This is a genomic window from Mucilaginibacter sp. (genome assembly GCF_039921305.1).
In the GTDB taxonomy this organism is placed as follows: domain Bacteria; phylum Bacteroidota; class Bacteroidia; order Sphingobacteriales; family Sphingobacteriaceae; genus Mucilaginibacter.
Map to the genome: position 1 here is coordinate 187,802 of NZ_JBDSCA010000028.1, position 15,769 is coordinate 203,570.

Below are 15,769 nucleotides of genomic sequence, written 5' to 3' on the forward strand. Positions count from 1 at the left end.
CGGCTACTTAAAGCTGCAAGTGTAAGCATGATCATTAATCATGCCGGTGGCTTGCATATGCGCATAGCGAATGGTGGTGCCAAAGAATTTGAAACCGCGCATTTTCATGTCTTTGGCAATGGCGTCGCTGATATCGGTTCGGGCCGGGAGAGTATGATCTTTATTATTACTGTTGTTGATGGATTTGCCATTGGGCATAAAGCCGTACAGGTATTTATCAAAGGAGCCAAACTCCTTTTGAATCTCGATAAATAATTGGGCGTTGCGGATGGTGGAAGCAACTTTAAGTTTATTGCGGATAATGCCCACATCCTGCAAAAGGCGGTCAACATCGTTTTGATCAAATTTGGCTACCTTCTGTACATCAAAATTTGCGAATGCCTTGCGGTAACCTTCGCGGCGGCGGAGAATGGTGATCCAGCTTAATCCGGCCTGAGCCGATTCTAATACTAAAAACTCAAATAGCGTTTCATCATCGTGAACTTCGCGGCCCCATTCTTTATCGTGATATTCCATATAAAGCGGGTCGGTTCCGCACCAGCGGCATCTTGTTTTTTCGGTAGTTGATTGGCTCATTGGTTGATCGGCATTGAAATGGTGAAGATAAAACTAATCAAATAAAAAAGCTAAATATTTTAGTAAATTATTGATCAGCCTCACAAAGTTCATCCCAGTATTCTACTGCCCTACGATAGTGTGGAATTACGATTGAACCACCAACCAAGTTGGCTATCATAAATACTTCGTTCATTTCATCGTGTTTTACCCCGGCTTCGTGGCATTTGCCTAAGTGGTATTTGATGCAATCATCGCAACGCAATACCATTGATGCTACCAGGCCCAGCATTTCTTTAGTTTTTACATCTAAGGCGCCATCGGCATAGGTGGTGGTATCTAATGCGAAGAAGCGTTTGATGTTGGTATTGGATGTTTCCATTATCCTGTCGTTCATTTTGGTACGATAGGTTTCGAAGTCGTTGATGAGTTTGCCCATTTTATAATGATTGAAGGATTGAGTTTTTGAAGGATTGAATATTAATAGCCGTTCATCAGCTCAATTGCCGGGTCCCAAAGTAGTTTTTTAAAGTTTTTCACCTCGTCATTCTCTACCTTAACGCCTTCGCTCTCGAGCATTTGTTGCATTAATGTTGGTGTAGGGAAATGGAATCGGCCTGTAAGCATACCCCGACTGTTTACCACACGGTGCGCCGGAACTGGTGGCTGCAAACTGCCGGCATGCAGCATGGCATAACCCACCATTCGCGCGGTGCCTGCCGTACCTAAAAATTTGGCAATGGCCCCGTATGATGTTACACGGCCCTGTGGTACCAACCGGGCAACTTCGTAAACCTTATCGTAGAATGATGGCTCTGTCGTCATGGTTTATTAATCGAATGAGAATTGTACGTAATTGATGTTTTTATCAAATTTAAGATATTTACGTTCGTAATAGGTTTTGATAGATAATATCTCGTTCGCGTATTCGGAGTGATACAGGTTTTCAGTTTGGATGTGTTTGTTTAAGCCTAATTCTGCTATCTTTTCAACGGTGTAAGCATGTAGGTCATCATTATCGGTTTTTAAATTAACTTTTCCACCCGGTTTTAAAACCACTTTGTACATATCTAAAAAGCGTTGCGATGTTAACCGCTTTTTTTCGCGGCTGAGTTGAGGCTGTGGATCGGGGAAGGTGATCCATATCTCATCAATTTCGCCGGGAGCAAAATACTCTAATAGGGTTTCTATCTGAATCCTTAAAAAACCCACATTATCAATGCCGTCTTCAATAGCTGTTTTGGCTCCGCGCCAAATACGGTTACCTTTATAATCAATCCCGATAAAGTTTTTATCCGGAAACAGAGTAGCCAGGTTTACTGTGTATTCGCCTTTACCGCAGGCCAGTTCCAATACCAATGGATTATTGTTCTTGAAAAAATCATTGCTCCATTTGCCATTGTATGGTTTGCCTTGATCAAGCTGCGCTACATTTTTAAATTCGGCTATCTCGGCGAATCGTCTTAATTTATCTTTACCCACGTTATTTTGTTAAAAGTGCAAAAATAACTTTTATTTATTATTGATATTGCACTTTGCTTATATTTGGGCAAAAGGATTGAGTTTTGGAAAAAGAAGCGAAAATTTATATAGCAGGGCATAGGGGGATGGTGGGTTCGGCCATTCACCGTAAATTATTGAGCGAGGGTTTTACTAATTTTGTGATACGTACATCAGGTGAATTAGACCTTCGCGACCAAAAACAGGTTGCTGATTTTTTCGCTCAGGAAAAACCCGACTATGTTTTTTTAGCCGCTGCCAAAGTGGGCGGTATAGTTGCCAATAATACTTACCGCGCCGAGTTTTTGTATGATAATCTTCAGATCCAAAATAACGTTATCCATAACTCATACTTAAACGGTGTTAAAAAGCTGATGTTTTTGGGATCGAGCTGTATTTACCCTAAACAGGCCCCTCAGCCGTTAAAAGAAGATTATTTACTTACCGGTTTATTAGAAGAAACCAACGAGCCTTACGCCATTGCCAAAATTGCGGGCATTAAAATGTGCGATGCTTACCGCGCGCAATACGGCTGTAATTATATATCGGCAATGCCTACTAATTTATATGGCTATAACGATAATTATCACCCTCAAAACTCACATGTATTGCCCGCTTTAATACGCCGTTTTCATGAGGCTAAAGTTAATAATACGCCGGAGGTTACCATTTGGGGGACAGGATCGCCTAAGCGCGAGTTTTTATTTGCCGATGATCTGGCATCAGCCTGTTATTATTTGATGCAGAATTATGATGAGCCTAATTTGATCAATGTTGGTACGGGTGAGGATCTATCAATTAAGGACCTTGCCTTGCTGATCAAGAAAACAGTGGGTTACGGGGGCGAAATTAAATTTGATACTTCAAAACCGGATGGTACGCCCCGTAAGCTGATGGATGTTTCAAAATTGCACAGCAAAGGCTGGAAACATACTATTGAACTGGAAGAAGGCATCAAATTGGCCTACCAGGATTTTTTAGAAAAACAAAAGATATCTGTTTAATAGCTTTCGCTATCCGGCGGGATGCCGTAATCAACAGCCGGTTTTGCCGGCTTTTTGTTTTTGTGGATTAGATTTGGGATAACGGAACGGATCTTATCCCAAACGGATGTCACACTCTTCTCATTAATAAAACCGGATGCTTTTTGTGATAGCAAGCCTACTGCTGTTTTGATGATAAAGTTTGAGCTGCGGAATAATGTTTTGTTTAATATAAAAGGCAATACAAAGCGCGAAATTAAACTCACCATATCCTGCCCTGCGCCAAATAAACCGCTTGATTCGCCCGGAGCCTGGTTGTGTTTAAATAAGGAAGTTATGGTGTGGAAAATTGCACCCGGGCTATTAAAATGACTTTTAATAGCGGTTTCTTGAAGCCTTTTAGAAGCTTTTAGTCTTTCTATCTCTTCTTTTAGATCACTTATATTGTAAATAACGGCATCCATTATTTTTTGGGTTTAAATATTTTTTTGATCAAAAAGTTAATGATTCGCGGCTCGATGTATTGATTGCTGATGGCCTTAACTATCATAGCCAACACAAAATACAAAATGGCTACACAGCCAAAACCCATCCAATATGAATTTAATACATGCCCCAAAAACAACGCTAATGTTATGGTAGCGAAAAAGAAGGTCATGCCGATGCAGATCAGCACAAAAATTTCTGTAACCAGGTTGGCTACAAAGGATGTGCCTTTATCAATAGCCTGGTAGCGTGCCAGCTTAATGCGCGTCTCGATGTATTCTTTTAGCTGGTCGGTTAGCCCGGGCTGCTCTTGTTTTTGTTCTTCCATAAAAGATGGTAGGTTATAAAGTCCCGGCTTTAAAACCGGGACTTATATTATTTATGCGTGTTCAGCGTCGTCTTGATATTCTTCTTCGGCATCAGCAATTTTTGATTTGAAGTTGTTGATGATCTTATCCTTTAAGCCGGTTAGGTTATCAATTTCGGCCGCGGCGGTTTCTTTGATCGAGTCGCCAAGGTTTTTAAGTGAATCTGATAATTTGTCGCGTGTTTCCGCACCCGCTTCCGGGGCAAATAAAATTCCTAATGCTGCACCTGCTGCCAATCCGGCAAGTAAGGCTACAACTACTTTGGTGTTATCGTTCATTGTTTTGTGATTTTTGGTTTGTATTTTAATTATCGTATCTGTGGTAAATATAACCCTTGAGCTTATATATTGTTTAAAATTATTCTAATTCGCTGTTTGTTTGTATTCTTTCCAGCCTATCTGCCGCAAGGCGGTTGGTTTCGTATATCTCAACCAGCAGCAAAAAGTACGAAAGCAGCACCGGGCCAAATACTAAGCCTAATATACCAAATAAAGGAATACCAATGATAACCCCGATAACAGTTATTAGCGGATGCGTATTTGCAACGCGTTTATTGATGATGAAGCGTAAAAACTGATCAATGTAGCCAATAAATAAAACGCCCCATATCAGGATAAAAATACCCTGCCAGGTGTGCCCGTTCAATAATAAGATCACACCGAAAGGGATAGCCAGCGTTGGTACGCCCACTACAGGTAAAAAGGAGATGAATGTACCAATAACGCCCCAAAATACAGGGTCTTCAACCCCGGCAATGCGTAAGCCTACGGCGAACAGGATACCTTGCGATATAGATATGATGCCCTGCCCTAATACATTGGAGTAGGTTGAGATGCGCAATTCTTCGGCAAATTTTAAAGCATGTTGCTCGCGGAAGGGGGCATACTTAATAAGGCCCGCTTCAAAACCCTTGTTTTGGGTAAACATAAAGTAGAGCAGAAAATAAAGTACCAACAGCGTTAAAAATATATCGGCCGCGCTGCCTAATATGGATGGGAAAAGCTCGGCAGCGTAGGAGCCTATTTTTTGTGAGATGTTAATGCTATCGATAAGATGGGGCTGATTAAGATGCGATCCCGCGAAGGCGTCAATATCTGACAGCCATTTGTGTATAGGGAAATTATCGCTGGTTAAGCCTGTTATTTTATTGACAACCATGATACTGAGCGATAGGAACGGAATAACAATGAGAATGAGCGATACGATAATAATCAATACGGCTACGAGGGGTTTATTCCAGTGTCGTTTTTCGGTGAGGTTTAGGTATACGGGCCTAAAAATGGTATATAAAACAATGGCGCCTAATATAGAACTTGATAAACCACGCAAAGCTAAGAGCAATACGCATCCTAATATTACTATACCTATCAGGATGATGTTATTGCGTTGTTTATAGTTAAAAATTGACATGCTTAATTTGTATGCCTGAATAACTAATATTGAGCTTTAATGTTTGCCTTCCGGGGGATTTTAATGCTATAAATCATCCAGAAGGGTATTGATGTTTTTAACCCCGGCGATTATGGTATCCATGTAATACTTGCAATCTTCGGTTTGATCCGGAACCTCAAAGCGTAGCTGCTCAAGCGCCAGGTTAATATTTGAGAGCTGGTTTTTTATATCGTGTTTAACAACACCCATATCTTTGCTTTGGGCGGCTTTATCGGTGCTCATGTCGTATTATTTATCCAGGTTATTGGCCTTCATTTTATTGTACAACGTTTTACGATCAATGTTAAGTATAGCGGCAGCTTTGGTTTTATTGAAGTTAACTTCGCGCAGTACTCGTAAAATGGTTTCGTACTCGGCTTCCATCGCGGCGTTTTTTAGATCGTGCCGTGGTGGTGCGGGTGGTGCCGGAGTTTCGTTATTGTGGTATGATGGAGCGTTATCATAAACCGAAACGCCTTTGGTATAAGTAGAAATTTCGAGCGGTAGGGCTTTGGCTTGTACTTCTCCGCCTTCGGTTAACAAGGCGGCACGGCGGATCACGTTTTTTAACTCGCGAATATTGCCCTGCCAGCGATAGCTTAGCAAGCTCTCGATCACTTCGGGCGAAAAGCGGCTTACATTGCGGCCCAACTCTTCGTTAGCAGCTTGCAGAAAGTGCTCGGCCATCAAAATAATATCTTTACCACGCTCGCGTAATGGCGGCATGTTGATGCTGAACTCGTTAAAGCGGTGATACAGATCTTCGCGGAATTTACCGGCACGGATGGCTTCCTGTAGGTTTTCGTTGGTGGCTATGATGATGCGGACATCAAGATCGATCTCTTTGGTGCCACCTATGCGCCTTACCTTACGCTCCTGAACGGTGCGGAGTAGCGCGGCTTGGATATCGTATGATAAATTGGCTATTTCATCTAAAAATAACGTGCCGCCGTTGGCTAATTCAAAATGGCCTATCTTGGTGTTCATGGCTCCGGTAAAGGAACCTTTCTCGTGACCAAAAAACTCACTGCCGGCCAGTTCTTTAGTTAACGAACCGCAGTCCATGGCAATGAAGGGCTTATCGCGGCGGTTGCTGTTCATGTGGATGCTTTTAGCTACCGACTCTTTACCAGTTCCGCTTTCGCCGATGATGATGACGCTATAATTGGTTGGAGCAACCAACTCTATCTGGTGTACCAGCTCTTTTGACGCGCGGCTGCTGCCGATAACAAAATCCTGAGAAGCTATTTGTTTTTTAGGTGTTTTTGATTCACCGGATGTTGTGGCTGTTTCCGATGTGTTATCCATTAAAGCGGTCTGCATTTCGAGCGCTTTGTTAATGGTGGATAAGATCTCGTCGGGATATAAGGGTTTGGTGATATAATCATAAGCGCCAAGTTTGATGAGCTCGACAGCCATTTTAATATCAGAATATCCGGTGATAATAATAACGCCTGTTTGCGGGTATTCGGCTTTAATACGTTTTAATATTTCGCGGCCATCGGTATCTTCCAGGCGGTAATCGCACAGCACCAGGTTAAACGATTGATTTTTAAGATGCTCAAAGGCGATAGCTCCGCTGGATGCCGTAGTGATATTGAAGCCATTGCGCGTTAAAAATTTAGACAGCAGCAATGCTACGTTCACTTCATCATCAATGATGAGGATATTTTTCATAAGTAGGCAAATAATAATTATTTGAAGTTACGTAATGATTTGGAAAGTGGGAAATATATTCTACACTTTTTAAAGATTAGCAACACAAATAAATGATGTATCAACGGAGTGTTGTACGAAATTGAAACTGATTTGTTGCCAAAACGTTGCTAATTATAGCCAATTGAAAAATTGTTTGTAAACAAGAAGAGCGACCATTGGCCGCTCTTTTTGTTGTTATAGGTGTGTGTAGGGGTTATTATAAACCGAAACCGTAAGCTAAACGTAAGCCTATAAAGTTTAAGTTTTTACCATTGGTAACCAATGGGCTGTTGCCTTCAAAACGTACACCTGCATCAATAAAGCTTTTACCACTTACCGGGAACTGTACACCTACTTGTGGAGCGTAAGCAAACAAAGCTGTTTTAGATACGCCTAAATCGCTTTTGTTAGCTACAAATGCCGCGCCTGCTTCACCTTGTACGTAAAAGTTTTCGATAGGGAAGTATTTTAAACCGGCTTTAACAGGGATAAGTTGGATATTGGTATAATGAGCTGATGTGTTGGCGATATCTTTACCAAAAATGTTATTATAACCAGCGTTCACGGTTACAAATACTTGTTTAGCAACCGGGATATCTGCCTGTACAGAACCACCAAGGTTCCAGTTATAAAAATCGTTGTAGTTGCCAACAGGTACGCCTGCATCAACACCTATGCTTAATTTAATACCAGAGTCTGTTGTTGTAGAAGTTTTTGATTGTGCGTTAGCGCCAAATGAGAATGCTGCAAATGCTAAGGCAAGGGCTGAAATTTTAAATGTAGTTTTCATTGTTTTGTTTTTTGATTGTGACGAAGCTATCAGGAGCTGTGATTTGGTTTGATTATTTGCGACTGATGGTTTCATTTTTTGTTGTTATTAATGTTGTGTTTTTTAAATCACGCAGCAAAGTAAATACACAAAGCGTATACGATTTATCATCCAAAAGTAAACAGTATTCAATCGATTGATTAACAGTGTTTTATTTTTTGACTTATTTGGTATTAAAGTCAGAATTATGTCAAATTGAATGGAAATGCATGATTTTGTGCACGGATGTTGTAAGCGTGGGCGCTTACAACTGTTGGTGTTCAGGCGTGGACGGCTGAACGGGCGATGAAGGGAGGATTGGTTTTTTAAGACTTACTTTCCTTTAAATTGTGGTTTGCGTTTTTGGAGGAAAGCGGAGGTGCCTTCTTTCAAGTCTTCAGTTCCGAAGCATTTGCCGAATTGTTGTATTTCGATCTCGAAGCCGTTTTTGGTGGGATCAAGCGATGCGTTAACGGCTGTGATAGCCGATGAAATAGCTAATGGCGCACGTTGGAGTATCTTTGTTAAGATCTCTTCGGCTTTGGGTATTAGTTGATCCTGGGGAACTACATGGTTTACGAGGCCGAATTGCCAGGCATCGGTAGCGGGGATCATGTCGGCGGTCATGATCATCTCTAATGCTTTACCAGGGCCAACTAATTGGGTTAGGCGTTGGGTGCCGCCGTAGCCGGGTATTAATCCTAAAGTAACCTCGGGTAAACCTAATTTGGCGCTATCGGATGCTACGCGGATGTGACAGGCCATAGCCAATTCCAAGCCTCCGCCTAAGGCGAAACCGTTGATGGCTGCTATTACGGGTTTTGGTCCGTTGGCTATTAAATCGAAAACTTGTTGGTGGCCCTGGCGGGATAAGTTGGTGCCTTGGTCAACGTTGAATGCTGCAAATTCGGATATGTCTGCTCCGGCCACAAATGCCTTTGTACCTGCCCCTGTGATAATAATTCCGCCTACTTCGGGGTTAGTAAAGGCATGGGTTATGGCTATGTGGAGTTCGGCTAAGGTTGCTTTGTTTAAAGCATTCAGCTTGCTTTCGCGATTGATGGTGATTTGCTGGATGCGGTTTGCGGTGGTGATTAGCAGGTTTTCGAAACTCATAGCTGTGTTATTTAATGGTGAGGGGCGTATAAACTTTTGCGTGTGTACTTATCGCTTGCAGAAGATTTCTCTCTCGTTCCTCGTTCGAAATGACATTATTATAAAACTAAAAATTACGATTTTGTTTTACCCAATTGGTAATGTAAGTAACTATATCCTGGGTGCTGGTGCCGGGTGGGAATAGTTTGCCTACGCCGCTTTGGTTTAGGGTTTCCATATCCTGCTCGGGGATGATGCCTCCGCCGGTTACCAGTACGTCGTCCATTCCTTTTTCTTTCATCAGGGCCATTACTTTGGGGAAGACCGTCATGTGTGCGCCGGAGAGAATGGAGATGCCTATGGCGTCCACATCTTCTTGTAGGGCGGTGTTTACTACCATTTCGGGAGTTTGGCGCAGGCCGGTATATATTACTTCCATGCCGGCATCGCGCAGGGTTGTGGCTATAATGCGTGCGCCGCGATCATGCCCGTCGAGGCCAACTTTGGCTACCAGAACACGGATGGGGCGGTTGAATGGGGTTGAGGTCATTGATGGTTATAATTATTCGAAGCTAAGAAAAATTTGGAATACTAATATTTGAGTGAATGGCTATTGCTGATAATGTAGCTTTTAGATTATGTGATGAATTTATTATATTTGTGTATGGACGCGCTTGTAGTTTACCCGGAAAATAAAGAGCAATTAGCAGCTGTAAAAGCGGTTATGAAAGCGATGAAGATTTCGTTTGAGCAAAAAAGCGAAATTTATCCGGATCATGTAATTGATGGTGTTAAAGAATCTTTACAGCAGGCAAACCAAGGCCAACTGAAACCATTTACAGGAATAAAGGATATGCTGAATTTGGCATGAGTTTGCAAGTATTCTACACGCCACGTTCTAAAGAAACGCTGGAATCTGTTTACCATTTTATTAATAACAAGTTTGGTACTAAATCTGCTGATAAGTTTACTATTAAAGCGGAGAGAATAATTCAATTGATAGTGGAACAGCCTTTAATGTTTAAAGCCAGTACAATTGACGAAAGTATTAGAATTGGATTGATCACCAAACAAACTTCGTTATTCTACAGAATTACCGAGACTTCGATACACCTTTTATTCTTTTGGGATAACAGGCAAGAACCATTCGAAGTTTAACATTCATACCCTTTTTGCGTTAAGGATAGGAGCGGATACCGGCCTGTGATTAAGGCCTGTGCAGTATGAGCGGATAGCCTGACCGCCTCTACCGGCGGGAACGCCCAGGTTAGAATCAGAAACCTGTACAATGCAATAATAATATTGGTTTACAAATCGCATTTCTGCGGGATTAAAATAATACCTATTTTGCATCGCTATGCATAAAGCCCGGTTAGAAGCCTTTAGCGATGGGGTGATCGCTATTATTATTACCATTATGGTGTTGGAAATGAAGGTTCCGCATGGGCATACTTTTGCAGAGCTATGGGATTTGCGCTGGGTGTTTTTGAGTTATGTTTTGAGCTTTATTTATGTAGGGATATACTGGAACAACCATCACCATATGTTGCAGGCTACGCATTCTATTAATGGCGGCATACTTTGGGCCAATTTGCATTTGTTGTTCTGGCTATCATTAGTGCCATTTGCCAGCGGGTGGATGGGTGAGAATCATTTTACAGCTTTGCCAGTGGCCCTATATGGGGTTGTGATGTTGATGAACTCCATTGCTTATACCATTCTGGCTTATAAGCTGGTGAAGCATAATGGTAAGGATTCGTTATTAGCCAAAGCCTTTGGCCCGGATTGGAAAGGAAAGGTATCAATGGCTATTTATGCTGTGGCGGTTGCGGTATCGTGGTTATGCCCCTGGGTAAGCTTTGGCTTGTATGTTGTTGTTGCTTGCATTTGGTTTATCCCGGATAGCAGGATTGAGGATAAGATCGGAACGATTTGATTTTATGATGCTCTGCCTATGTGCGGTTGCTTCATTCCCTGCCTGCCGGCAGGCAGGCTCGCAATTGACACAGTTTAATTCACAAGATTTCTGAATATCCTAACTCATGATGGATTATCTTTCAATCCGAAATCCCTATCAAATCACCTGCTCGTTTAATATTCTTAGCAGTTCGTGCAGTTCGGTAACTTTATCGGGGGCGTTGAGTTTTTCGTAAGCGCTAATGAGGTTCCTTAGCACACGGCGGATGATATCGGCATTGCTGCAAGGTTCGTAAAAGTGGCGCTCTGGTTTAAGATTGAGCTGTTTGAGGAAATGATCTACATCCCTCTTGCCAAAAATGAAGCCCTTACTGAAAGTGTTGATGTAAAACAGCACACCGTTCTCGGTATCGGTTTGTACGGATTCGTCGATATAGGCTAATATAAAATGCTGCGGCAGATTGATACCATAGATGGGGATATCCAGTTTTTGAGCTATGATGCTGTAAATAATGGCCAGCGAAATTTGATTGCCGCGATGGCTCTCTATCACTTTGCTTAGGTATGAGTTTTGCGGATCCTGGTGATTGGCGGTGTTGCCGCTAAAGCCATAGATATTATAGAATACGTGGTTGATGAGCTTAACCTGCTCAGCCGGGCTGGCTTCGTTCATCATTTGGAGCCAGATATCGCGTTTGATATCTTCGAGGTAATTGATCACCTTTTGCTCGTCGAGATCGGGATATTGGTATTTATTGATGATGAGTGCCCCCTGAAGCAGATCAAACGCGCCGCCGTGATACCATAAGTTGAGTTCGTTTTTGAGCTCGCGGAACTGGATCTCGTGCACCAGATTGGCTATACGCTCTTGCTGAATGGCATCGAAGGCTTCGCCGAAAGCATTTTCGAGCTGCTCTACCACGTTGGTACCGTAATTGAGCAGCTTATTATGCACGTGTTCGAAGATCTCGTGATCGGGATCGTCGAGCAATTTGATAAGCGAAGTTATTTCAGAATTATTCATCGTATATTCAAACACTAATTTACTAAGCTTTGTTTACTATTACAAACAACATCAATTTTTTGACATGATGACGATCAGCTTTGTTAAGGATTATGTTAAGCATCGCCTTACGGCAGGTAACCGGCGCAGGCTGCATTCGCAGTTTGTTTACAGGTTGCTTGATGATGTGATTTACGATGATACCCAGCACCCGGTTTACGCCGAAATTGAGGGCAACAAGCGCGGCATATTACCCAATAGCCGCCGAACCGGTAACCGGCCCAAGGCCGATCAACTGCTATATCGCCTTGCGCGGCACTTTAACCCCAAGCAAATAGTTGAAATTGGTACTGGCATGGGTATTAGCAAACTATACCTTACCCGCGCTTTGCCCAAGGCTAAGTTGAGCAGTTTGGAGCACGACGGCTCGTTAAAACACTGGATGGGGAAGCTTAAAAATATCGACTTCGCGTTTATTAATTATTACGACCCGGCCGAATTGCTCACCGCCTTTGAGCTGATGCTACCCAAGTTTGGCTGCGATAGTGTGCTGGTGATCTGTAATGTGTATGACTCGCCTCTGGCTAAACAGACCTTTCAGGTGATTAAGATGCATCCTAAGGTTACCGCTACGGTTGATCTGTTTTGGCTGCAACTGGTGTTTTTTAAGGATGGTGTGGAAAAGGAGCATTTTAGATTGAAGTTTTAGATCGGGATTTTGATACCGCCATTCATATCTTAAGTAAATATTTGTAAGGGTTTATATCTATCGCCGACAAACTATTTACTTATGTCGATAATTAATTATACAGCGATACGACAACTGCGAAGGGAAGAGCCGGTGCCTTATAAATTGCTGCTGCTTGCTGATGAACAAATGCAGGCTATTGAGCGGTATATAAAACAGTGTGATATTTATGTTATTGAAAGCGGCGACAAAGCGATAGCTGTATATGCCTTTTACCCGGTTAATGGCTATACTGCTGAGATCAAAGCCATTGCAGTTGATGAGGTTTACCAGAACCAGGGTATAGGTAAACGGATGCTTAACCAAGCGGAGAGCGTAGCACAGGAAAAGGGTTTCCGCGAGCTTATCATCGGTACCCCAACCATTGCTCAAAAACAAATAGCCATTTATCAGAAAGCGGGCTTTGAACTGTTTGATGTTAAAAAGGACTTCTTTATCACCCATTACTCAGAACCTATATTTGAAGATGGTACCCAGTTAAAGGATATGGCCATGCTGAGAAAACAACTAACTATCATGCAAATACTACCTGCAAGCCCGGCTGATTATCCCGAATTGGTAAAGGTTTGGGAGGCATCGGTAAGGGCAACGCACCATTTTGTACCGGAGGAGGATATTGTGTATTTCAGAACGTTGGTGCCGCAATACTTTGATGCTGTTAACCTTTGCGTGATACGCCACGGAGATAAAATTTCAGGATTTTTAGGGACAGGTGACCAGGAAGTGCAAATGTTGTTTTTACACCCCGACTGGCGCGGCAAAGGCTTAGGTAAATTTTTTATAGAATTTGCCATAAAGGAGTGCGGCGTAACAAAAGTTGAAGCTAATGAACAAAACGCGCAGGCAGTGGGCTTTTATGAACGCATGGGCTTTAAAGTTATAGGCAGGGCCGAACTGGATTACACAGGCAGGCCATACCCGCTGCTGTTTATGGAACTGAACGAAAAATAGTACTGGTATTAAAATGGATCATCAACCGGAAACTGAAATCAAAATAGAAAGGATTGCTTCGACAGCGATGCTGGAACAATGTGCGGAGTTATTCGTAACTGTATTTAATAGCACGCCCTGGAACGACAAATGGACCCGGGAAACCGCGATAGCCCTTTTTACCTGTTATTATAACACGCCGAAATTTACTGGCTGGGTAGCTACCGCGGATAGCAAATTGATAGGCTGTGCCCTGGGAAACACCGAGCCCCATTACAGCGGCCCAATATTTTATTTGCGGGAGATGTTTGTTGCCGCACCATTGCAAAAAATGGGAATAGGCGGGCGCTTAATAGCTGCTATAAAAACAGACCTGCATGTTGCAGATACGAAAGAGATCATCTTGTTTACACGAAAATCTATTTTTGACTATTATATCAAATTTGGCTTTAATGAGATGGAGGAAATGGGTATGATGGGTTATATCTGTGGTAGTTAGAGGTGTAATGCAGATTTGTTGAGTTTGGACACCTGAATGGGCCGGGGAAACGATCGTCATAAGCATATCCGATCGCAAATCCCGAAAGGCAGAAGAAGAAATCGACAGCTAAAAAACCGTGGCCGATAAAGTTTTTCCGGGTTCATAAGCCCCTCCATAAAATGAAACGTTACAACGGTCAGGGCGACAACGCCTCTTAACCCGCTATGCACTTTATGTAGACAGAGTATACATGCATATTAATTCGAAGTCGGAGCCCCTTACGGTAGCGAAGAGTTTATCTTGCTAATTAAATAAAGTATATTAGTTGTTGCTAAAATCAATTTATATGCAAACCACACAACAAATTGCCGACAGATTAGTGGCGCTATGCCGGGAAGATAAAAACCTTGATTGTATTAAGGAGTTATATGCTGAGGATGCTATCAGCACGGAATCGAACACTGTTAAGGCCGGCCGGGATAATATATTACAGAAAAATATTAACTGGTTCGATTCGGTAGAAACGTTACATAGCACCGTTATTTCTGAGCCTATTGTAACAGGCAATTTTTTCGCGCTCACTATGGATATAGACGCCACCTATAAGCAGCACGGTCGTTTTATGATGCGTGAAATTGGTGTTTACGAGGTGAAGGACGGTAAGATCATTAGTGATCAGTTTTTTTATAATATGTAAATGTTGGGGTGTGCTGCCTATTCAGGTGTGGCGTGATTTGTGCTTTTTATGTAGACGGAGTCTACATTCATATTGATTCGAAGTCAGAGACTTCGAATAGCGGGGGGGCATTTTCCAAACGACGATAAATTTAGATTAGGATATGTTATCGCTGTTCAAGATAAATAGTTAAAATGTGATTCTTTTTATGACGCGATACACAAGTTAAATGAAGTTTTATGTAAATAGAAACTAGATGCATTGTGCTAAATCGTGTTTCCCCACCCGTTCAGGTTTAGAAAGGTTAAAGCAAAAGAGCGACAGGTCAGCTTGTCGCTCTCAATATTATAAATCCTACCCCCAGCTCTTAAACTTATTAATCAACACGTTTGGTTGATTAATAGTGGTTGACGATTTGTTTGTCCTGCTTGTATTGGTCTTAATAATTTTGTATTTTTGAGTAAAGCATTTTTATATGGATGTTGGCGCTGTAAAATTACATTTGATAGAAGAACTGTTAAAAGTGGACGATGCCGCTTTATTGACGGAGCTTGAATTGGTGTTTGCAAAAAACAGACTTGAAGGTGTAACTAAAAAATCTTTTGTGGAAATTTCTGATTCTATCAGTTTAGAGGAAGCCAACGAATTGGAGCGTATTATTGAAGAGGGTTGCGAACAAATAAACGCCGATGACTGGAAATAGTTGTTTGTTAGATACGAGCGTTATAATCCACTCTTTTAAAAACCCCTCTGTTGCCAAACAACTCGATTCTTTTTCCGAAATATTTGTTCCATCAATAGCCGCCGGCGAATTATATTTTGGTGCATATCGCTCTTCTAACCCCTCGAAACATCTTACGCAAGTAAATTCCTTTCTTCAGAATTGTACCATAGTAGTTGTTAGTAATGAAACTGCTATTTTATACGGAAGTATTAAGGCCGACCTGCTAACGAAGGGCAAACCTATACCTGAAAATGATATCTGGATAGCGGCGGTAGCGATTGAACATCAATTGCCGCTATTTACTACAGATAACCACTTTAAAGAAGTTGATGGCATTTCGCTTGTGAACGAAACGCCATCGTAATC

Annotated in this window: 25 protein-coding genes and 1 pseudogene; 10 read left to right on the forward strand and 16 right to left on the reverse strand. The window is 42.0% G+C overall.

Annotated features, from left to right (window positions below):
- Positions 1 to 3 precede the first annotated feature (3 nt).
- The 4 genes from ABIN91_RS09055 to trmB form a co-directional block, all read right to left on the reverse strand.
- Complete coding sequence (locus ABIN91_RS09055) at positions 4 to 576, reverse strand: DNA-3-methyladenine glycosylase I (protein ID WP_348050721.1); 573 nt, start codon at positions 574 to 576, stop codon at positions 4 to 6.
- Between the two features lie 67 nt (positions 577 to 643).
- The gene (locus tag ABIN91_RS09060) at positions 644 to 994 is read right to left on the reverse strand and encodes a carboxymuconolactone decarboxylase family protein (protein WP_348050723.1); all 351 of its coding nucleotides are present in this window, start codon (positions 992 to 994) and stop codon (positions 644 to 646) included.
- A gap of 41 nt (positions 995 to 1,035) precedes the next feature.
- Positions 1,036 to 1,380, reverse strand: coding sequence for an MGMT family protein (locus tag ABIN91_RS09065; protein WP_348050725.1), 345 nt, complete (start codon positions 1,378 to 1,380; stop codon positions 1,036 to 1,038).
- 6 nt (positions 1,381 to 1,386) lie between these two features.
- Positions 1,387 to 2,037 carry a tRNA (guanosine(46)-N7)-methyltransferase TrmB gene (trmB, locus tag ABIN91_RS09070; RefSeq protein ID WP_348050727.1) on the reverse strand — a complete coding sequence of 217 codons (651 nt, stop codon included), beginning with the start codon at positions 2,035 to 2,037 and terminating at the stop codon, positions 1,387 to 1,389.
- Between the two features lie 83 nt (positions 2,038 to 2,120).
- Here trmB and ABIN91_RS09075 point away from each other — a divergent pair, with 83 nt between their 5' ends.
- Positions 2,121 to 3,059: a GDP-L-fucose synthase gene (locus tag ABIN91_RS09075; RefSeq protein WP_348050729.1), complete on the forward strand. Its 939-nt coding sequence runs from the start codon at positions 2,121 to 2,123 to the stop codon at positions 3,057 to 3,059.
- Here the strand turns inward: ABIN91_RS09075 and ABIN91_RS09080 are convergent.
- From ABIN91_RS09080 to ABIN91_RS09120, 9 genes are all read right to left on the reverse strand, one after another.
- Positions 3,056 to 3,502, reverse strand: a complete 447-nt coding sequence (locus tag ABIN91_RS09080) for a hypothetical protein (protein WP_348050731.1) — start codon at positions 3,500 to 3,502, stop codon at positions 3,056 to 3,058. The two genes, ABIN91_RS09075 and ABIN91_RS09080, sit on opposite strands and share 4 nt — an antisense overlap.
- Positions 3,502 to 3,852, reverse strand: coding sequence for a phage holin family protein (locus tag ABIN91_RS09085; protein WP_348050733.1), 351 nt, complete (start codon positions 3,850 to 3,852; stop codon positions 3,502 to 3,504). The genes ABIN91_RS09080 and ABIN91_RS09085 overlap by 1 nt, the downstream gene beginning before the upstream one ends.
- 51 nt (positions 3,853 to 3,903) lie before the next feature.
- Complete coding sequence (locus tag ABIN91_RS09090) at positions 3,904 to 4,170, reverse strand: YtxH domain-containing protein (protein WP_348050735.1); 267 nt, start codon at positions 4,168 to 4,170, stop codon at positions 3,904 to 3,906.
- 79 nt (positions 4,171 to 4,249) lie between these two features.
- Positions 4,250 to 5,302, reverse strand: a complete 1,053-nt coding sequence (locus ABIN91_RS09095; RefSeq protein WP_348050737.1) for an AI-2E family transporter — start codon at positions 5,300 to 5,302, stop codon at positions 4,250 to 4,252.
- Positions 5,303 to 5,368: 66 nt separating this feature from the next.
- Positions 5,369 to 5,566: a hypothetical protein gene (locus tag ABIN91_RS09100; protein WP_348050739.1), complete on the reverse strand. Its 198-nt coding sequence runs from the start codon at positions 5,564 to 5,566 to the stop codon at positions 5,369 to 5,371.
- A 6-nt stretch (positions 5,567 to 5,572) separates the two neighbouring features.
- Positions 5,573 to 7,000 carry a sigma-54 dependent transcriptional regulator gene (locus ABIN91_RS09105; RefSeq protein ID WP_348050740.1) on the reverse strand — a complete coding sequence of 476 codons (1,428 nt, stop codon included), beginning with the start codon at positions 6,998 to 7,000 and terminating at the stop codon, positions 5,573 to 5,575.
- 238 nt (positions 7,001 to 7,238) lie between these two features.
- Entirely contained in the window at positions 7,239 to 7,811 is a 573-nt protein-coding gene (locus tag ABIN91_RS09110) for a hypothetical protein (RefSeq protein WP_348050742.1), read from the reverse strand.
- 351 nt (positions 7,812 to 8,162) lie between these two features.
- On the reverse strand, positions 8,163 to 8,945 hold the full coding sequence (locus ABIN91_RS09115; RefSeq protein WP_348050744.1) for an enoyl-CoA hydratase-related protein: 783 nt from the start codon (positions 8,943 to 8,945) through the stop codon (positions 8,163 to 8,165).
- Between the two features lie 106 nt (positions 8,946 to 9,051).
- Positions 9,052 to 9,474 (reverse strand): cobalamin B12-binding domain-containing protein, encoded by a 423-nt coding sequence (locus tag ABIN91_RS09120; protein WP_348050746.1) that lies wholly within the window; start codon positions 9,472 to 9,474, stop codon positions 9,052 to 9,054.
- 93 nt (positions 9,475 to 9,567) lie between these two features.
- On the opposite strand from ABIN91_RS09120, the gene ABIN91_RS09125 reads away from it, so the two are divergent.
- Positions 9,568 to 9,795 carry a DUF2683 family protein gene (locus ABIN91_RS09125; RefSeq protein ID WP_348050748.1) on the forward strand — a complete coding sequence of 76 codons (228 nt, stop codon included), beginning with the start codon at positions 9,568 to 9,570 and terminating at the stop codon, positions 9,793 to 9,795.
- Positions 9,792 to 10,082 (forward strand): type II toxin-antitoxin system RelE/ParE family toxin, encoded by a 291-nt coding sequence (locus tag ABIN91_RS09130; protein WP_348050750.1) that lies wholly within the window; start codon positions 9,792 to 9,794, stop codon positions 10,080 to 10,082. The genes ABIN91_RS09125 and ABIN91_RS09130 overlap by 4 nt, the downstream gene beginning before the upstream one ends.
- A gap of 3 nt (positions 10,083 to 10,085) precedes the next feature.
- Here the strand turns inward: ABIN91_RS09130 and ABIN91_RS09135 are convergent, their stop codons facing one another.
- Positions 10,086 to 10,244, reverse strand: a complete 159-nt coding sequence (locus tag ABIN91_RS09135; protein ID WP_348050751.1) for a hypothetical protein — start codon at positions 10,242 to 10,244, stop codon at positions 10,086 to 10,088.
- A gap of 37 nt (positions 10,245 to 10,281) precedes the next feature.
- Here ABIN91_RS09135 and ABIN91_RS09140 point away from each other — a divergent pair, with 37 nt between their 5' ends.
- On the forward strand, positions 10,282 to 10,860 hold the full coding sequence (locus tag ABIN91_RS09140) for a TMEM175 family protein (RefSeq protein WP_348050753.1): 579 nt from the start codon (positions 10,282 to 10,284) through the stop codon (positions 10,858 to 10,860).
- Between the two features lie 138 nt (positions 10,861 to 10,998).
- Here ABIN91_RS09140 and ABIN91_RS09145 read toward each other — a convergent pair whose 3' ends face one another.
- On the reverse strand, positions 10,999 to 11,865 hold the full coding sequence (locus ABIN91_RS09145; RefSeq protein ID WP_348050755.1) for a transglutaminase-like domain-containing protein: 867 nt from the start codon (positions 11,863 to 11,865) through the stop codon (positions 10,999 to 11,001).
- A 64-nt stretch (positions 11,866 to 11,929) separates the two neighbouring features.
- Between ABIN91_RS09145 and ABIN91_RS09150 the strand changes: the two genes are divergently transcribed.
- The 3 genes from ABIN91_RS09150 to ABIN91_RS09160 all read left to right on the forward strand — a co-directional run bounded on the left by ABIN91_RS09150 (position 11,930) and on the right by ABIN91_RS09160 (position 14,021).
- Positions 11,930 to 12,553, forward strand: coding sequence for a hypothetical protein (locus ABIN91_RS09150; RefSeq protein WP_348050757.1), 624 nt, complete (start codon positions 11,930 to 11,932; stop codon positions 12,551 to 12,553).
- A gap of 81 nt (positions 12,554 to 12,634) precedes the next feature.
- Positions 12,635 to 13,543 carry a GNAT family N-acetyltransferase gene (locus tag ABIN91_RS09155; protein WP_348050759.1) on the forward strand — a complete coding sequence of 303 codons (909 nt, stop codon included), beginning with the start codon at positions 12,635 to 12,637 and terminating at the stop codon, positions 13,541 to 13,543.
- 13 nt (positions 13,544 to 13,556) lie between these two features.
- On the forward strand, positions 13,557 to 14,021 hold the full coding sequence (locus ABIN91_RS09160; RefSeq protein WP_348050761.1) for a GNAT family N-acetyltransferase: 465 nt from the start codon (positions 13,557 to 13,559) through the stop codon (positions 14,019 to 14,021).
- Positions 14,022 to 14,070: 49 nt separating this feature from the next.
- Here ABIN91_RS09160 and ABIN91_RS09165 read toward each other — a convergent pair.
- Positions 14,071 to 14,251, reverse strand: a pseudogene (locus ABIN91_RS09165) (acyltransferase); the annotation flags it as partial.
- A 98-nt stretch (positions 14,252 to 14,349) separates the two neighbouring features.
- On the opposite strand from ABIN91_RS09165, the gene ABIN91_RS09170 reads away from it, so the two are divergent.
- The 3 genes from ABIN91_RS09170 (at position 14,350) to ABIN91_RS09180 (ending at position 15,767) form a co-directional block, all read left to right on the forward strand.
- On the forward strand, positions 14,350 to 14,700 hold the full coding sequence (locus ABIN91_RS09170; protein ID WP_348050763.1) for a nuclear transport factor 2 family protein: 351 nt from the start codon (positions 14,350 to 14,352) through the stop codon (positions 14,698 to 14,700).
- Positions 14,701 to 15,154: 454 nt separating this feature from the next.
- Positions 15,155 to 15,382 (forward strand): hypothetical protein, encoded by a 228-nt coding sequence (locus ABIN91_RS09175; RefSeq protein WP_348050765.1) that lies wholly within the window; start codon positions 15,155 to 15,157, stop codon positions 15,380 to 15,382.
- Entirely contained in the window at positions 15,369 to 15,767 is a 399-nt protein-coding gene (locus ABIN91_RS09180) for a type II toxin-antitoxin system VapC family toxin (protein WP_348050767.1), read from the forward strand. Before ABIN91_RS09175 ends, ABIN91_RS09180 begins: the two co-directional genes overlap by 14 nt.
- Positions 15,768 to 15,769 lie beyond the last annotated feature (2 nt).

Excerpts from the sequence above, each read along its gene's own strand:
- ABIN91_RS09055 (WP_348050721.1), bottom strand. The coding sequence starts at position 576 with ATGAGCCAATCAACTACCGAAAAAACAAGATGCCGCTGGTGCGGAACC.
- ABIN91_RS09060 (WP_348050723.1), bottom strand. The coding sequence starts at position 994 with ATGGGCAAACTCATCAACGACTTCGAAACCTATCGTACCAAAATGAAC.
- ABIN91_RS09065 (WP_348050725.1), bottom strand. The coding sequence starts at position 1,380 with ATGACGACAGAGCCATCATTCTACGATAAGGTTTACGAAGTTGCCCGG.
- ABIN91_RS09080 (WP_348050731.1), bottom strand. The coding sequence starts at position 3,502 with ATGGATGCCGTTATTTACAATATAAGTGATCTAAAAGAAGAGATAGAA.
- ABIN91_RS09085 (WP_348050733.1), bottom strand. The coding sequence starts at position 3,852 with ATGGAAGAACAAAAACAAGAGCAGCCCGGGCTAACCGACCAGCTAAAA.
- ABIN91_RS09090 (WP_348050735.1), bottom strand. The coding sequence starts at position 4,170 with ATGAACGATAACACCAAAGTAGTTGTAGCCTTACTTGCCGGATTGGCA.
- ABIN91_RS09095 (WP_348050737.1), bottom strand. The coding sequence starts at position 5,302 with ATGTCAATTTTTAACTATAAACAACGCAATAACATCATCCTGATAGGT.
- ABIN91_RS09100 (WP_348050739.1), bottom strand. The coding sequence starts at position 5,566 with ATGAGCACCGATAAAGCCGCCCAAAGCAAAGATATGGGTGTTGTTAAA.
- ABIN91_RS09105 (WP_348050740.1), bottom strand. The coding sequence starts at position 7,000 with ATGAAAAATATCCTCATCATTGATGATGAAGTGAACGTAGCATTGCTG.
- ABIN91_RS09110 (WP_348050742.1), bottom strand. The coding sequence starts at position 7,811 with ATGAAAACTACATTTAAAATTTCAGCCCTTGCCTTAGCATTTGCAGCA.
- ABIN91_RS09115 (WP_348050744.1), bottom strand. The coding sequence starts at position 8,945 with ATGAGTTTCGAAAACCTGCTAATCACCACCGCAAACCGCATCCAGCAA.
- ABIN91_RS09120 (WP_348050746.1), bottom strand. The coding sequence starts at position 9,474 with ATGACCTCAACCCCATTCAACCGCCCCATCCGTGTTCTGGTAGCCAAA.
- ABIN91_RS09125 (WP_348050748.1), top strand. The coding sequence starts at position 9,568 with ATGAATTTATTATATTTGTGTATGGACGCGCTTGTAGTTTACCCGGAA.
- ABIN91_RS09130 (WP_348050750.1), top strand. The coding sequence starts at position 9,792 with ATGAGTTTGCAAGTATTCTACACGCCACGTTCTAAAGAAACGCTGGAA.
- ABIN91_RS09135 (WP_348050751.1), bottom strand. The coding sequence starts at position 10,244 with ATGCGATTTGTAAACCAATATTATTATTGCATTGTACAGGTTTCTGAT.
- ABIN91_RS09140 (WP_348050753.1), top strand. The coding sequence starts at position 10,282 with ATGCATAAAGCCCGGTTAGAAGCCTTTAGCGATGGGGTGATCGCTATT.
- ABIN91_RS09145 (WP_348050755.1), bottom strand. The coding sequence starts at position 11,865 with ATGAATAATTCTGAAATAACTTCGCTTATCAAATTGCTCGACGATCCC.
- ABIN91_RS09150 (WP_348050757.1), top strand. The coding sequence starts at position 11,930 with ATGATGACGATCAGCTTTGTTAAGGATTATGTTAAGCATCGCCTTACG.
- ABIN91_RS09155 (WP_348050759.1), top strand. The coding sequence starts at position 12,635 with ATGTCGATAATTAATTATACAGCGATACGACAACTGCGAAGGGAAGAG.
- ABIN91_RS09160 (WP_348050761.1), top strand. The coding sequence starts at position 13,557 with ATGGATCATCAACCGGAAACTGAAATCAAAATAGAAAGGATTGCTTCG.
- ABIN91_RS09170 (WP_348050763.1), top strand. The coding sequence starts at position 14,350 with ATGCAAACCACACAACAAATTGCCGACAGATTAGTGGCGCTATGCCGG.
- ABIN91_RS09175 (WP_348050765.1), top strand. The coding sequence starts at position 15,155 with ATGGATGTTGGCGCTGTAAAATTACATTTGATAGAAGAACTGTTAAAA.
- ABIN91_RS09180 (WP_348050767.1), top strand. The coding sequence starts at position 15,369 with ATGACTGGAAATAGTTGTTTGTTAGATACGAGCGTTATAATCCACTCT.